This is a genomic window from Pararhodospirillum oryzae (assembly GCF_007992075.1).
Lineage (GTDB): Bacteria > Pseudomonadota > Alphaproteobacteria > Rhodospirillales > Rhodospirillaceae > Pararhodospirillum > Pararhodospirillum oryzae.
This window is the reverse complement of record NZ_BJZO01000044.1, coordinates 1-14,588: the sequence shown is the minus strand read 5'-3', so window position 1 is coordinate 14,588 and position 14,588 is coordinate 1. Positions and strand designations below refer to the sequence as shown.

General features: G+C 71.2%; 8 protein-coding genes. All 8 read right to left on the bottom strand.

Annotated elements, in window-relative coordinates:
* Positions 1-15 precede the first annotated feature (15 nt).
* The 8 genes from rsmA to ROR02_RS09025 all read right to left on the bottom strand — a co-directional run bounded on the left by rsmA (position 16) and on the right by ROR02_RS09025 (position 14,299).
* Complete coding sequence (rsmA, locus tag ROR02_RS09055; RefSeq protein ID WP_407672615.1) at positions 16-942, bottom strand: 16S rRNA (adenine(1518)-N(6)/adenine(1519)-N(6))-dimethyltransferase RsmA; 927 nt, start codon at positions 940-942, stop codon at positions 16-18.
* A complete protein-coding gene (gene pdxA / locus ROR02_RS09050) occupies positions 939-2,009 on the bottom strand; it encodes a 4-hydroxythreonine-4-phosphate dehydrogenase PdxA (protein ID WP_147163701.1) in 1,071 nt (356 codons plus the stop codon). The genes rsmA and pdxA overlap by 4 nt, the downstream gene beginning before the upstream one ends.
* On the bottom strand, positions 1,996-3,366 hold the full coding sequence (locus ROR02_RS09045) for a peptidylprolyl isomerase (protein ID WP_246135478.1): 1,371 nt from the start codon (positions 3,364-3,366) through the stop codon (positions 1,996-1,998). The genes pdxA and ROR02_RS09045 overlap by 14 nt, the downstream gene beginning before the upstream one ends.
* Positions 3,367-3,378: 12 nt before the next feature.
* Positions 3,379-6,258 carry an LPS assembly protein LptD gene (gene lptD / locus ROR02_RS09040; protein ID WP_246135477.1) on the bottom strand — a complete coding sequence of 960 codons (2,880 nt, stop codon included), beginning with the start codon at positions 6,256-6,258 and terminating at the stop codon, positions 3,379-3,381.
* Positions 6,259-6,417: 159 nt separating this feature from the next.
* Positions 6,418-6,555, bottom strand: coding sequence for a hypothetical protein (locus tag ROR02_RS16610; protein ID WP_170245048.1), 138 nt, complete (start codon positions 6,553-6,555; stop codon positions 6,418-6,420).
* Between the two features lie 73 nt (positions 6,556-6,628).
* A complete protein-coding gene (locus ROR02_RS09035; protein WP_147163700.1) occupies positions 6,629-7,822 on the bottom strand; it encodes a phytoene/squalene synthase family protein in 1,194 nt (397 codons plus the stop codon).
* Entirely contained in the window at positions 7,803-9,362 is a 1,560-nt protein-coding gene (locus ROR02_RS09030; protein ID WP_147163699.1) for a phytoene desaturase, read from the bottom strand. Before ROR02_RS09030 ends, ROR02_RS09035 begins: the two co-directional genes overlap by 20 nt.
* A gap of 404 nt (positions 9,363-9,766) precedes the next feature.
* A complete protein-coding gene (locus tag ROR02_RS09025) occupies positions 9,767-14,299 on the bottom strand; it encodes a hypothetical protein (RefSeq protein ID WP_147163698.1) in 4,533 nt (1,510 codons plus the stop codon).
* Positions 14,300-14,588 lie beyond the last annotated feature (289 nt).

Below are 14,588 nucleotides of genomic sequence, written 5' to 3'. Positions count from 1 at the left end.
GCCCCGGGGAGGGGGTCAGGCCCGCGCTACTGTAGCGTTCCCCGCCGCCGGCGGGGAGGGGGCCCTGGCCCTTTCGTCCACGGCGCGGGCCAGGGCGGCGAATCCTTCCACCGGGATGGTTTCGGCGCGGGCGGTGGGGTCAAGGCCGGCCTCGGCGCACAAGGCCAGCGGATCGCCCAGCGGCTTCAGGCTGGCGCGCAGCATCTTGCGCCGCTGGCCGAAGGCGGCCGCCGTCACCCGCTCCAGGGTTTCCAGGCGGGCGGGGGCCAGGGGTTCGGGGCGGGGGTCGAGGCGCACCACGGTCGAGGTCACCGCCGGCGGCGGCACGAAGGCGCGCGGATGCACCTCGAACTGCGGCGTCACCACCGCCCGCCACTGGGTGATCACCGACAGCCGGCCATAGTCCTTGGTCCCCGGCCGGGCCGCGAGGCGATCGACCACTTCCTTCTGGAACATCAAGACCAGGCAGGTGAACGCGGTGGCGTCGCGCAGCCAGCCCAGCAGCAAGGGCGTGGCGACGTTGTAGGGCAGGTTGGCGACAATGCGCCGGGGGCCGTCGCCCAGGCGGGCCGCGTCCACCTCCAGGGCGTCGCCCTCGATTACCTCCAGGCGTCCCGGGCACGCGGCGGCGATGGCGGCCAGCACGTCGCGACAGCGCGGGTCGCGCTCGATCGCGATCACCCGCCGGGCTCCGGCCGCCAGCAAGGCCCGGGTCAGCCCTCCCGGCCCCGGCCCCACCTCGATCACGGTCCCCGTGGTCAGGTCGCCGGCGGCGCGGGCGATGCGCCCGGTCAGGTTCAGGTCGAACAGGAAATTCTGGCCCAGCGCCTTGCGGGCTTCCAGCCCGTGGGCGGCGATCACGTCGCGCAGCGGCGGCAGGGCGGCCAGCGCCGCCATCGCGGCGGCGCTGGAAGACCCGGCCGGATCAACCGGCAGGCTCACGGACGCGGACTCCGGCCCTGGGCGCGGCGGCGCGCCGTCATGGTCGCCGCCACGCGCAAGGCCGCCATCAGGCTGTCGGGACGCGCGCCACCGTGGCCGGCCAGGGCAAACGCGGTGCCGTGATCGGGCGAGGTGCGCACGAAGGGCAGGCCCAGGGTCACGTTGACCCCCCCGTGGAAATCCAGGGTCTTGAGCGGAATCAAGGCCTGGTCGTGCACCATGCACAAGGCGGCGTCGTAGCCGGCGCGGGCCTCGGCGTGGAACAAGGTATCGGCCGGCAGCGGGCCTTGCACCCGGATGCCCCGCGAGACCAAGGTGGCCACGGCCGGGGCGATGATGTCCTGGTCCTCGTGGCCCAGGCGGCCGTCCTCGCCGGCGTGCGGGTTCAGGCCCGCCACCACCAGGCGTGGCGATTCAACGCCAAGGTCGTCGATCAGGGCGCGGGCAACCACCTCGCCGGTGGCCACGATCATGTCCCGGTCCAAGATCTCGATGGCGCGGCGCAAGGGCATGTGCACCGTCACCGGCGACACCCGCAGGCCCTTGCCCACCAGCATCATGACGGCGCGGGCCGGCTGATCGGGCCAGTGGCGCCCGGCCAGCACGCCCAGGTATTCGGTGTGCCCCGGATGGGTAAACCCGCCTTCCAGCAAGATCCGCTTGTGGATGGGCAAGGTGACCACGCCATCGGCGGCCCCGGCGGCGACCAGGGCCACGGTATGCTCAATGGCGCCAACCACGGCCGGCGCGTTCAAGGGATCGCCATGCCCGGGCCACGACGGCCGGGCCAGGGGAACGGGGCTGGGCAGCACGGGCAAGGCCCGCGCGAAGGTATCGATCGCCTGGTTGGGATGATCGATGGCTTCCACCCGCCCGAGATCCATCCGGCGGGCCACGCTGGCCAGCCAGTCCGGATCCCCCACGATGAAAAACGGCGGCAGGGCCTCGGCCCGCCGCTCCCACGCCATCAGGGCGATTTCCCCGCCGATCCCGGCGGGTTCGCCCATCGACACCGCTAATAGCGGCTCTTGCGCCCCATGGTTGGGGGTGCCCTCACACTCGGACATCGATGATTGCCTGTTGACGGAGATCTCTCAGCCGGCGCTGGGCCAGCCCCTCCAGTTTCTGTTGAGCCAGACGCTCGCGGATGGTGCTGCGGTCGGGCATCCCGCCCTGGGGCCGCTCGCACACCATCACGACCGCCAGCACCCCCTCGCTGGGCAAGGGGGCCGAGGGCTCGCCGATCTCAAGATGGCTCACCACATCGCGCACCTCGACGGGCAGGCGCTGCGGGTCCACCGGTCCCATGGGTCCCGACGGCGGGCCGACTTCGCGGGCCAGGGCATTGAACGCCTCGCAACCGCGCACGGTCTTGAGCCGTTCCATCACCGAGGCCCGTTTGGCGGCCGGCAGGGCCCGGGGGCCCTCCTCGGCCACGATCACGCGCGACAGCACGGGGAAGGAAGCCCCCTGCCCGGCTCCGGCCAGGCGTCGATCGCGCATCAGCAGGATATGATAGCCTCCGAAGGCCCGCACCGGCTGAGACAAATTGCCGGGGTTCATCTGACGCAGCACGGCCAGGACATCCTGGTCCACGTCCCCCGGTCCGACCCAGCCCAGATCTCCCCCGCGCTGGGCGCTGGGCCCGCGCGAGAACTGCCGGGCCAGGGCGGCGAAATTGGCGCCCTCGCGCATCTGCTCGATGAGGCGGTTGGCGGCGGCGCGCACCTCGCCGTCCTGCGCGGGGTCGTCCACCGCCAGGAAGATATCGGCCACCAGATACTCGGGCTGCCCCAGGTTCCGGCGCAAGTTGGCTTCGTAGAGCGAGATTTCGTCGTCGGAAACGCTCACCCGGGGCACCAGCGAGGCCTGCACCACCTTGATCCACCCCATTTCGGCGCGGACCTGGCGGACCAGGCTGTCCCAGTTGAGGCCCGCCGCCTTGAAGGCCTTTTCCAGCCCCCCCGGCGGCAGGTTGTTCTGGCGCTCCAGGCGCTCGACCCCCTGGGCGATGTCGTCGGGACCCACCGAGATGTTGGCGCGCCGGGTTTCCTGGAGCTTCAAGGTTTCGTCGATCAGCGCGCGCAGGATCTGCGGCGCCAGGCGCTGGCGCACCTCGGGGATGTTGGGCAGGCGCGAGGTCGCGGCCACGATATCCATGCGCGCGGCCAGGTCGCGCCCTGAAATGGCATCCTCGTTCACCACCGCGACGATGCGCTCGCCCGCCAGCGGCTGGGCCGGCGCGGCGCGTTTTTCAGGGGCGGGGCCGCCCTGCGCCAGGGCCGGCGACACGCCCGCCGGTCCGGCCAGCCAGGCAAGGCCCACGGCCAGGGCCAGCAGGAAGGACCCGCGCCCCCGCCGCCCCGCGACGGGAACGCGACAGCCCGGGAGAGGGCACGCAAAAGGGCGAACGAACAACGGCACGGCGATCCTCGATCAACTGGGGTTGTCGCCCAGGCCAAGACCTGGCGAAAAAGTATAGGAACCCAAGGTTTTGAGGGTGAGCGTCACCAGGAACGACGTGCCCCCCTCGATTCCGAATTCCACGCTGTGATCGCGGGAAAACAAGGAAGAAACACGCAGGCACTCGTCTTCATAGGTCAGGCCCAGATTGGTGCGCACCGAGGTATTCCGGTCCAGACTATACACATGCCCCCCGGTGGCCTGCCAGCGCCGGCTCAGGCGCGCCGCCACCCAGCCGGAGATTTCCTCGCGATCGGTGAACACATCGCCATCCAGGGTGGTGGTCTGATCGGCGAACAGGTAGCCGATCGAGCCCGAGGCCAGGGCGGTCCCCCCGGTGACGCGCACTTCGTGACGTTGCGGGTCCAGGGTCTCGGCGTCAAGCTGCGTGTCGTACTGAATGCTCAGCACGGGAGCGGGCGCGTACCGGATCCGGGCCACGATGTCGGAGAGGTTGTTTTCCAGCCCCGAGCCGGCCTTGAACACGGTCTCGTCGCGTTCCACCCGGTAGGACTGACCCACGTCCACGTCGAGGGCGTCGCCCTTTGATCCCCGGAAGTCGTAGTGCATCCCGTAGGCGGTCCACACGCCCCCTTCCACCCGGTCGAGTCCCGGCACGCGCGAGGGCAGGAACAAGGTGCTGGTATCCAGCGTGACCACCCGGCTGTCCTCGTTGGGAATCTCGTCGGGGTTGTTGTTGGGCAGGGCCGCGAACACGCCGACCTTGGGCTCGATCACCTGCCGGTAGCCATCGCCCACCGCGACCAGGGGATGGCGCCAGATCACCGAGCCCTGCGGCACCACGCGCCCGGTGGCCCCGTCGTAGGTATCGCCCGAGGTCAGGGTCTGGTCCCAGGCGTTATAGGCATCGCCGCGCACGCTGGCCGACACGGTGTAGGCGCCGCCGACGCCATCTTGGAACGGCACCTCGTAGCCCACCCGTCCGATCAGGCGGGCGCTGTCGGTGCCTCCGGGCCGGCGCACCATCATCGAGTTGACCGAACCTTCCACGTGGCTGTTGGACCAAAGGGGATCGCTCATCAGCGACACGTCGGCCAGCACCGGCACGGCGGGCACCCCGGACTGGGCCAGCCCTTCGGTGATGGACTGGAAATAATAGCTTTCCACCGATCCGCGCGAACGCTCGCCAAAGCCTTCCAGCGCCACCCGGGTGGTGAGGTAGTCGCCCCCGTCCTTGGGATCCACGTTCAAGCGGCGCAGATAAACCGGGCGCGTGGTCAGGCCCGATTCGAAACGGGCGCGAAACACCGGGTCGATGTGCCAGGTCCCGTTGCTTTCATAGTACCCCTGGGCCGATCCATCCTCGTCGTAAGGATCAAGCGAGCCCCCGAAGGAAAAAACGCCCCGGCTGAAGTTCCGATTGTACTGACCATTGAAGATGGCATTTTGCTTGTCGGTGTAGCGAAAGTCGAGTCGGGCGTCGCTGTGGTCGTCCAAGACCAGGTAGTAGGGCACCTGCACCTCGGCGCCCAGGCGATCGGAAAAGCCCGTGGACGGCGTGAGGAACCCGGAACGCCGGTACACGGTGGAATCGGGCTGGCTCAGGTAGGGGGTGTACAGAACGGGGATTCCATACGCTTCCAGCCAGGCATCATGGAAAATGACGTTGTGCTCGGCCTCGTCGTGGGTGACCCGCGCGGCCTTGACCTGCCAGGCCGGCGGCGGCGGCCGGGTGCCCTCGCTGTTGCCGGTCAGGGTGGGCAGGGGCACCGCCGTTCCCGAGCACGACGCGCACGCCGTGTAGACACCCCGCGCGAACTCCTGGCTTTGCGCATCGGAGGAGCGCTCGCCATACAGGGCGGCCAGACGGGTGCCCGAGCCCCCCAGGACCTGGATCCCCCGCACGAAGCCGTCCTTCAGGTCTCCGGTCAGCTCCATGTAGTCGGCGAAGCTGGTCTCGGCCTCCGGCCCCCGCCGTCCCGGGGCCGGGCGTTCCATCAAGACCACATGGCCGGCCGCCGTCACCATGCCCTGGACCGTGTTGTAGGTGACGACATCGGCCTGCAAAATCCGGCTTTCGCCCACCACCCGCACGTTGCCCCGGGCGGTGATGACCCCCAGGTCGTCGTCCCGGGTCAGGCTGTCCGCTTCCACCAGGGACTCCCCGGACGCCAGCGGATCGGGCCGAGGAGGCGCGGGCGCGGGCACGGGCCGGGCGGGGGCGGACGCCACCGGAGCCACCGGCGTCGGGCGCGGCATCAACGCCACCGGCAACGCCGGCGCGACGCCCGTTTCGCCGCTCAGCCCCGCCGGGGAAGGGGACGCGGTTCCCCCGACAGCCGGCGGCGCCCCGAACAACGGGGCCTCCCCGCGCGCCTCCACCATCGGCGCGGCGGGTGACACGGCCGGGGCCACGGCGGAAGCACCAGACCACGCCGGGGAAAGCGTGCCTTGGGAAGCCGCTGGCCCGCCGGCATCGGGCAGGTGGTTGGTGTCAATCGGCGTGAAATGCAAAACGCCCGGCTCGGCCGAGGGCGCTTCGTTCAAGGCGCCCACCAGGGGCAGGACCGCCCCGCTGCCGGCCGGCGTGAGCGGCACGTAGCGCCCGGGGCCGTCCGGGGTGGCCGACAGGGTTCCGGGCGTCGATCCCAGGGCGCCCACCATCGGCAGCCCGATGCCCGTGGCCACGGCCGAATCGCCCACCACGAACCCACCCGCGGACTGCGCCCAGGCGGGCCCGCCCAGGACGGCCGCGACCAGCCCCCCCGCCGCCATGTAAGTCCAGGTCCAGGTCCACGACGTGGCCCCCATGAACGGGATGGGGCCGGCCTTGGCCCGTGGGGCAAGAACCGGGCCCTGGCCCGTGTTCCCGGATTTGGTACCGGACGACATCGGCGGCGCGAGGCTCCCTTGAAGGCACCGTCAAACCCAGGAAGAAGGGTCCGCGCGACGGCACGGTGAACGGATGAAAACGCCCGGGGAGTATAGGGAAGAGGCGTTAAAAGACCATGATTTCCCCACCCCCGGCCATCGGCCCGGCGCCGCCTTCACTCAGGCGTCGGGCTTGTCGCGCCGGGCGCGGTCCCGGGCCAGGGTACGGCGAATGGAAATCAACTGCCACACGCACAGGCCCAGGGCTCCCCCCAGGACCAGCGTGAGTTCGGCCAGGGCAAGGTGTTCTCCCATCATGGCATGCTCTCCCGATCCGTCGCCAGGGGCGACACGCGGGGGACCTCCCTCAAGGAGGCCCCCGGCGTGTCCCCTAGGCGTACAGATGGGGGGCCTGCTGGCGCCGGTCCATCTCGATGAACAGGTCCAGGGTCCAGGCGATGCGCACGCCCATGCGCCACCAGGGCGTGGACGAGGGACGGGGCAACCCCAGATCATCGCAGGCGGCGATCTCGGCGGCCTCGACCAGGGGTTCGGCGACCACCGCGTCGACCAGGAACGCCGTTTCGGGCAAGGGCGGCGCCGGATCGATCGGGCGCGGCACGAACGCGGCCGGCGCGGCCCGCGCCGCCAGCAGGGCCTTGCGCGCGGTGGGCACCCAGGCGCGGCGCGACACCGAATCATATCCCGCCCGCGCCACGTCGTGGCCGATGGCCCGGTAGAGCACGGCCGCCGACTGAATGGCCGGGCGGCAGGCCACGGGCAGGCCGACAATGCCGGTCAGCGCGCGGGCATACAGGGCCTCGGCCTCGTCCAGCACGCGGGCGATCACCGACGCCAGGGCCTCGGAATGCACCGGGTTGGCCAGCCACGCTTCGGGATCCAGGCCGGCTTCCACCATCCAGTCGCGCGGCAAGAACAGGCGGCCGGCGCGGGCATCCTCGCCCACGTCGCGGCAGATGTTGGTCAACTGCATGGCCACGCCCAGATCGCAGGCCCGCGCCAGCACCACCGGATCGCGCACGCCCATGATCACCGTCATCATGGCGCCAACCACCGCCGCCACCCGGGCGGCATAGGCGCGCAGCCCCGACAGGTCGTCGTACTGGCGGCCCAGGGCGTCCCACTCCATGCCTTCCAGCAGGGCCTCGGGCAGGGCGCGCGGCAGGGCGTGGGTGCGCACCATTCCGGCGAAGGCCCGGTCCACCGGATCGGGCCAGGGCTGGCCGGCATAGGCCCGGTCCAGCCGCTCGCGCAGGCGCTGGCACGCCGCGCTCTTGGCGGCCGGCCCCCCGGTTTCGTTGTCCACCGCGTCGTCGGCCAGGCGACAGAACGCGTATAGGGCGTAGCACGGGTCGCGTCGATCCGAGGGCAGGAACAAGGACGCCGCGTGGAAGGTCAGTGATCCGCAGCGGATCGACTGACGGCAGGCATCGGCATCCGCCGCCTTGGAGGCGGCGGGCGGGGGAGCGGCGGCGAGATCCTCGGCCGACAGGGCGGCAACCGCGGCCAGGGACGACGCGGTCGCGGGCAGGGACGGCGAAAACTCAGGCGACGACACGGGCATCGGGCACCACCTTGTCCAGAATTCGGGCCGAGGAGAGCACGCCAGGCAAACCGGCCCCCGGATGGGTGCCAGCGCCGACCAGGTACAGGCCGTCCACGTCCTCGCTGCGGTTGTGCGGACGGAACCAGGCACTTTGACGGAACAACGGTTCGGGGCCGAACGCCGCCCCGTCCCACGACAGCAGGGCGTCGCGGAAATAGGCGGGCGTGATCATGCGCGACACGGTCATCTGACGGCGCAGGCCCGGCAGCAGCGTGGCTTCCAGGGCGTCGGCGATGCGATCGCGGTAGGCCTCGGCCGCCTGCGGCCATTCGGTGGAGCCCTTCGTGTTGGGCACCGGCGACAGGATGTAGAACGAATCGCCGCCCGCGGGCGCCAGCGACGGATCGGTGACGGTCGGACGATGGATGTACAAGCTGAAATCGTCGGCCAGGATCCGCTTGTGGAAGATATCGTCCAGAAGCTCCTTGTAGCGCGGCCCCATCAGGATGGTGTGATGGCCCACGTCGCGCCAAAGACCCTGGGTGCCCCGGGTGCCGACGTACCAGACGAACAGGCTCATCGACTGGCGGGCATCATCCAGGCGGTTGTTCATCAGGCTGCGCGGATAGCCCGACGGCAGCAACTTATGGTATGTGTAGGCCGAGTCCGCGTTGGACACGACGATGTCGGCCTTGATTTCCTCGCCCGAGGCCAGGCGCACGCCGGTGGCGCGCCGGCCGTCCAGGGTCAGGGCCGCGACCTCGGTATTGCAGCGCACCACGCCGCCTTGTCCCTCGATCAGGCCGGCCAGGCCGCTGGCCAGCTTGCCGGTGCCGCCCATGGCCCAGTGCACGCCCCAATGACGTTCCAGGTAGGCGATCAGGCTGTAGATGGATGTCACCTGGAAGGGGTTGCCGCCCACGAACAGGGGGTGGAACGACAAGGCCATGCGCAAATAGGGGTTCTTGATGTGCTTGGCGACATGGGCAAAAACCGACCGGTCCGACCGCAGGCGGATGAAGTCGGGCAGCACCTTCAGCATGTCGAGCGGCGAATCGAAGGGAATGCTGGACAGTCCCTGGAAGCCGACCTTGAAGATTTCCTCGCTTTCCTTCAGGAAACGCTCGTAGCCGGCCACGTCATCGGGCGACAGGCGGGCGACCTCGGCGCGCATGCCCTCGGCATCGCCGTTGCATCGGAAGGTTTCGCCGTCGGCGAAGCGCACCGTGTAGAAGGGATCCAGGGGCACCAAGGTGACGTCATCGGCCATCTTGCGCCCGCACAGGGTCCACAACTCCTCGAACAGGTAAGGCGCGGTCACGATGGTGGGGCCGGCGTCGAACACGTGGCCATCCTGGCGGAACACCCGGGCCCGCCCCCCGATCTCGGGCAGCTTTTCCAGAACCGTCACCCGATAGCCGCGCGCGCCCAGGCGCACGGCGGCGGCCAGGCCACCAAACCCACTGCCGATGACCACCGCGTGCGGACGCGGATCGGACGAGGGGGAAGCGGCAGCGGCGGATGATTGTGACGTAATCATGGCTGCGGACTGTACCATCGGCTCAGCGACTCCGGCAACAGAAGGATCCTACCGTCGCGCGCACGACCCCCCGGGTCACGCACGCCGTCCGGGGAAGGAACCACAAAAACACGGGGTATCGGAAGTAAAAAGAAGGCCCCAAGCCCCCGCCCCTTCTCGGCTTGAACCACCTGAACGGGCTTGAAAACAAAAAAGCTCCTTCAGGGAGCAATGCCCAATAGGGCGGAAAAAAGGCTGCGCGCCTCGCCTGGACCGGCCCTTCTCCTCCAAAAGAGGGACAAGGGAGCGCCGGTCGCGGGCGCGCCCCGTCGGGCGGGAAGCGGGCCCCGGAAGTGAGAACCGCGAACCGCTTTCCGGCGGAGTCGAACGTCGAACCAGGAAGCTGAAGCACCGCGCCCGGATCCGGTTCAACGCACGGTGCTTTAGTCGAGTCGCCCCAGCGCCTTGGCCAGCACCATGTACAGCTTGCCCAGATCGGACCCCACGAACAGCGCGGTCAGCACGTCGGGACGGGGCGAACGCCGGGCATTTTCCAGCAGGGCCTCGTATTCGCTGACATAGGACTGCACGTAATCGCGCAGGCCCCGGTCCTGAGCCACGGCCTGGCGCACCGCGTCGGCGTGGGCCGGGGTCACGGCACGCGCCAGGTGGCGCAGGAACACGCCCTGGTCGCCCTTGTGATAGCGCCGCCACAGGTCTTCTTCCTTGGACGGGGCGAAAATCCGCCCGATGTCCACCGACAGCGAATTGAGCTTCTCGATCGCGGCGGTGGACGCGTTCAGGAAAACCTCGACATCGTGGGAATCGGCCAGTTTTTCCATGTCCTGCAAGCGCCGGTCCGCCTCGCGCGAGACCGCGACCAGGGTTTCCGCCTGCTTGGCGTAGGCCTGCGAGTTCTTGCGCAGCAGCTCCGCGAGCCCCTGGCCCACGTCGCTCAGCGCCTGGGCGTCGTGGCGCACGACCTCGATGGCCTCGCGGTAGGGCGCCAGCAGGGCCTGGGCCGCCGCCGGTCCGTCCTCGCCCAGGGCCCGGGTCTCGGCGCGCACCGTGTCCAGGGCGGCGCGCAGGGGGGCCACCGTGCGCTCGGCGGCGCCCTTGCCCAGGGCTTCCAGTCCCTTGATTTCGCGGCGCGCCTCGTCCAGTCCGGCGCGCAGGGGGGCCAGCGCCGTCTCGGCCGTTTCGCCCCCGATCTCGCCCAGTTGCTCGGTTTCGGCGTTCAGGCGCGCGACGGCATCGCGCAAGGGGCCCAGCAACGCTTCCGCGCCCTGGTCGCCCAGGGCCGGCAGGATTTCCATCTGTTCGTGCACGGCGGCCAGCGCCGCCTGGAACGAGGCCACGCCCTGCGCCGCCGTTTCGTCGCTGATTTCGGCCAGATGAATGGTTTCCTGGCGCAAGGAGGCCAGGGCGGCGCGAAACGGCTCCAAGGTGCGCCCCGCCACCTTCTCGCCCAGTTCGGCCAGGGCCTCGGACTCGGCGCGGGCCTGGACGAGGGCTTCCTGGAAGGGCTCCAGGGCCTGCCGGGCCGCCTGGGCGCCCAGCTTGGCGAGGTGCTCCGATTGCTCGCGAATGCGGGCCAGGGCCTCTTGAACCGGGGCCACGGCCCGCTTGCCGGCCTCCTCGCCCGAATCCGCCAGGTGTTCCGACGCCTCGTGAATCCGGGCCAGGGCGTCCTGGAACGGCGCCAGGGCCCGTTTTCCGGCCTCCACCCCCGTTCGCGCCAGTTGCTCCGAGGCCTCGTGGATCTGGTCCAGCGCTTCTTGGAACGGCGCCAGGGCCCGGTGCGCGGCCTGTTCGCCCAGCTCGGCCAGTTGCCCGGCCTCGGTCTGCGCCCGGACCAGGGCGTCGTGGAACGTGGCCAGGGTCCGGCGGACGGTTTCCTCCCCCAGGTCGGCCAGGGCTTCCGACTCGGCGCGGGCGTGGACCAGGGCTTCCTGGAAGGGGCCCAGGGTGCGCCGGGCCGCCTGATCGCCCATTTGCGAAAGCGCCTGGGCCTCCGTGCGCAAGGTGGCCAGCGCGTGCTGGAACGTGGCCAGGCTTTGTTGGGCGGCGCTTTCGGTCGTGGTGCCCAACTGAGCCGCCTCGGCGCGCAAGGTGGCCAGGGCCTCGCGGAACGGCTCCAGGGTTTGCGTGGCCGTCTGTTCCCCCAGGAACGGCAGCGCCTCGGCCTCGCCGCGCACCTCGGCCAGGGCGGCGCGAAACGGGGTCAAGGTCCGCTCGGCCGTGCGCTCGCCCTCGGCGGCCAGACGGTCCACCTCGTCGCCCAGCCCTTCCAGGGCGCGGCGCACCGGGCCCAGAATGCGCCCCGCCGCCTCCTCGCCCAGGGGCCCGAGCCGCCCGACCTCGTCGCGCAGGGCCTCCAGGGCCGCCCGGAACGGGGCCAGCGTGCTGTCGGCGACCTCGGCCCCCAGGGGAACCAGGGTCGAGGTTTCATCGCGGAGCGCGGCCAAGGCCTCGCGAAACGGCCCCAAGGTGCGCCCGGCCGCCAGCGCCCCCACTTCTCCCAGTTGTTCGGTATGGGTGCGGATCTCGGCCACGCTGGCCCGGAACGGCGCCAGCGCCGCCTCGGCCGCCGCCTGGCCCCGGGGGCCCAGCCCCTCCACGTCCCTGGCGAGGGTGGCAAGCGCGGCGCGAAACGGCTTCAGGGCGGTTTGCGAGGCGGTTTCGCCCGCCGTGCCCAGGCGCTCGGTTTCCTGGCGCAAACTGCGCAAGGTGTCCAGAAGGGGCGTCAGCACGCCTTCCGCCTCGCTGGCGCCCGCCCCCATCTCGCGGCGGAACTCGCCGGCGGCGGCGCGCACCGCCCCGGTGACCCGCTCCGATCCGGTTGACACCTCTTCCACCACGGCGCGCAGGCGCTCGCCCACCTGGCCCGCCTGATTGACGCCCCGGGTCACCCGGTCCTCGAACGCGAGGCCCGCCTTGCCCAGGGTTTCCGACAGCGCCGTGATCCGGGCCGCCGCGCCGTCGGCCGCCTCGGCCAGGGCGGCGGCGCGCCGTTCCATGTCCTCCAGGCCGGTGCCCAGCCCCGTGGCCAGGCCCCCCACCACCCGGGTCACGGTTTCGGCGCTGCCTTCCACCCGGCCCGTGGTTTCCTCCAGGGCCTTGCCCGCCTCCTGGCCCGCCTGGCTCACCGCCTCGATGCGCGAGCGCAAGGTGCCTTCCGCCTCGGCCACCGCCGTGGCCGCCACCGCGCCCGCCTCGCGGATCACGCCGGCTTGTTCCATCAAGCTGCGCCCGGCGCCCCGGATGGAGTCCATCACGCCCTTGCTGGCCTGGCCCACGTCGAGGGCGCTTTGACGCAAGGCCCCCACCACGCCTTCCAGATCGACGGTCAGGCGGCTGGAGGTCTGCGTCATCTCGGCCCCGGTTTCGCGCATCAGGCCGGTGGTTTCGCGCAGGGCCCGGGTCGCGCCGTCGGCGGCCTCGTTCAGGTCGCGGGCCTGGCGGCCCAGGGCATTCGAGGCCAGATCGATCTGCTCGCGGATGCGCGCGACCATTCCCGCCAGTTCCTCGGTGTGCCCTTTCAAGGTCACGCGGATGGTTTCCGTCTGGGCCGCCGTCTGCCCGGACAACTGGGCCAGGGTTTCGGCGTGACCGCGCACGGCCTCGGTCGCGGACGCCGAGCGGTCGCGCACCGCCCCCATCGCCACCCCCAGCGCCTTCAGCGCGTTCTCGGTCACCTCGGCCCCGGCGCGCAGGCCCCGCCCGGCCTCGTTGGCCGCCGCCGCCAGATCGCGGGTACGCTGGCCCAGGGCGTCGGTGGTGTCGTCCAGACGCCCCACCGATTCCTCGATCACCTGCCCCAGTTCCTCGGCCCGCTGTCCCAGCAGGCCGTCCACCGCCTTGAGGCGGCCCAGGGCCTCGTCGGCGGTTTCGGCCAGGCCGCGCGCGCGCTGGGCCAGGGTTTCATCCACCAGCCGGACCCGGCTCACCAGCCCTTCCATGATCTGGGTCAAGGTCGCCACCTGCTTGCCCAGGGTGTCGTTGATCCGGGTGGTTTCCTCGCTTACCTGGCGGCCGGTTCCCGACAGCACCCGGTGCTGTTCGGCGTAGAAATCGCGCAAGGTGGTGGCCCGGGTTTCCAGCTCGCCCGCCACGTCTCGCGCGCCGTCCACCAGTTCGCCAATCGAATCGCGCAGGGCGTTCAGGGCCCGGGTCTGGTCGGCGGCGTGGCGGATCAGCAGGTCGAGGCGGTCCAGGTCGCCGCCCAGGGCATCGCGGAAGGCGCGCACCTCCTCGCTGGCCTGGCCCACGGCTTCGGCGAAGCGGCCTTGCAGGCGCTCCAGCAGGGTTTCCAGCTCCTGGGCGCGCTCGCGGGCCTTGGCCTCGGCCGCCTCCAGCCCTTCCACCCGCCGGCCGATGCCGGCGGCCGCCTGGGCCGCGCGCGCGCTCAGGCGATCGGCGGCGCCGTCCATGGCCTCGGCTTCCTGGCGCAAGGCCGCGCGCATGTCGGCGCCCCGGGCCAGGGTCTGCGCGGTTGCCTGCTCCAGGGCCACCGCCTGGGCGGCCAGCCCCTCGGTGATGGCGCGCACCCGCCCCTGGGCGTCGTCGTCGGGATAGGTCAGGCGCTCCAGGGCCGTGCGCAGGGCGCGGGCCTCGGCGCGGGTTTCGGCGTCGCGCTCTCGGTTGAGGGCGACCAGCCACAAGACCAAAACGGGCGTCAGCGCCCCCGAGATCAGCCCGCTGACCTCCAGGGGCTGGTAGAGCAGCACGTTTTCCCAGCCCACCGCCTGGAACACATAGGCCGCGAACAAGGCCAGCCACCCCAGGCCCAGGCCGGCGGCGATCCGGGTCCAGGGCGGCATGGGCACCGCCGGGGCCGGCGAGGCCTGGGGCTTGGCCCGGGGGTCGGCGGGGGGCCCGTTGCGGGACGCCGGTGTCCGGGACCCGGGGCGGGCCACGGGCGCGGGCATTCCCAGCCACACCCGCAGGCGGGCCAGCCAGGGGGCCGGTCGCAAAGGCGCCGTCGCCCTGCCCCCGCGCGACCCCGGGGAACGGGCCGACGCCGGGCGGGACTGCGGGGCGCGGGAAGACGAGTCCGCCGGGGGCGGATCAGCCTTGGAAGGGGTATCGCTCATGGGTGGGGCGGATCACTCGGGCGCGCGAACCGGTCCCCGGGGGGGCCGGCCCGCGAATCAAAGGGATGGCCAGGGTAAGGCATTTCGCCCGTTCAGGGAAACGGGGTCGATGCGCCCGGCCAGGGCAATCCGATGAAGCCCTGGATGCCCTCGGAAGAGGGTTCCCCAA

Bases quoted from the DNA above. Each gene is read 5' to 3' on its own strand.
- pdxA (WP_147163701.1), bottom strand. From the start codon at position 2,009: ATGTCCGAGTGTGAGGGCACCCCCAACCATGGGGCGCAAGAGCCGCTA.
- lptD (WP_246135477.1), bottom strand. From the start codon at position 6,258: ATGTCGTCCGGTACCAAATCCGGGAACACGGGCCAGGGCCCGGTTCTT.
- ROR02_RS16610 (WP_170245048.1), bottom strand. From the start codon at position 6,555: ATGATGGGAGAACACCTTGCCCTGGCCGAACTCACGCTGGTCCTGGGG.
- ROR02_RS09035 (WP_147163700.1), bottom strand. From the start codon at position 7,822: ATGCCCGTGTCGTCGCCTGAGTTTTCGCCGTCCCTGCCCGCGACCGCG.
- ROR02_RS09030 (WP_147163699.1), bottom strand. From the start codon at position 9,362: ATGGTACAGTCCGCAGCCATGATTACGTCACAATCATCCGCCGCTGCC.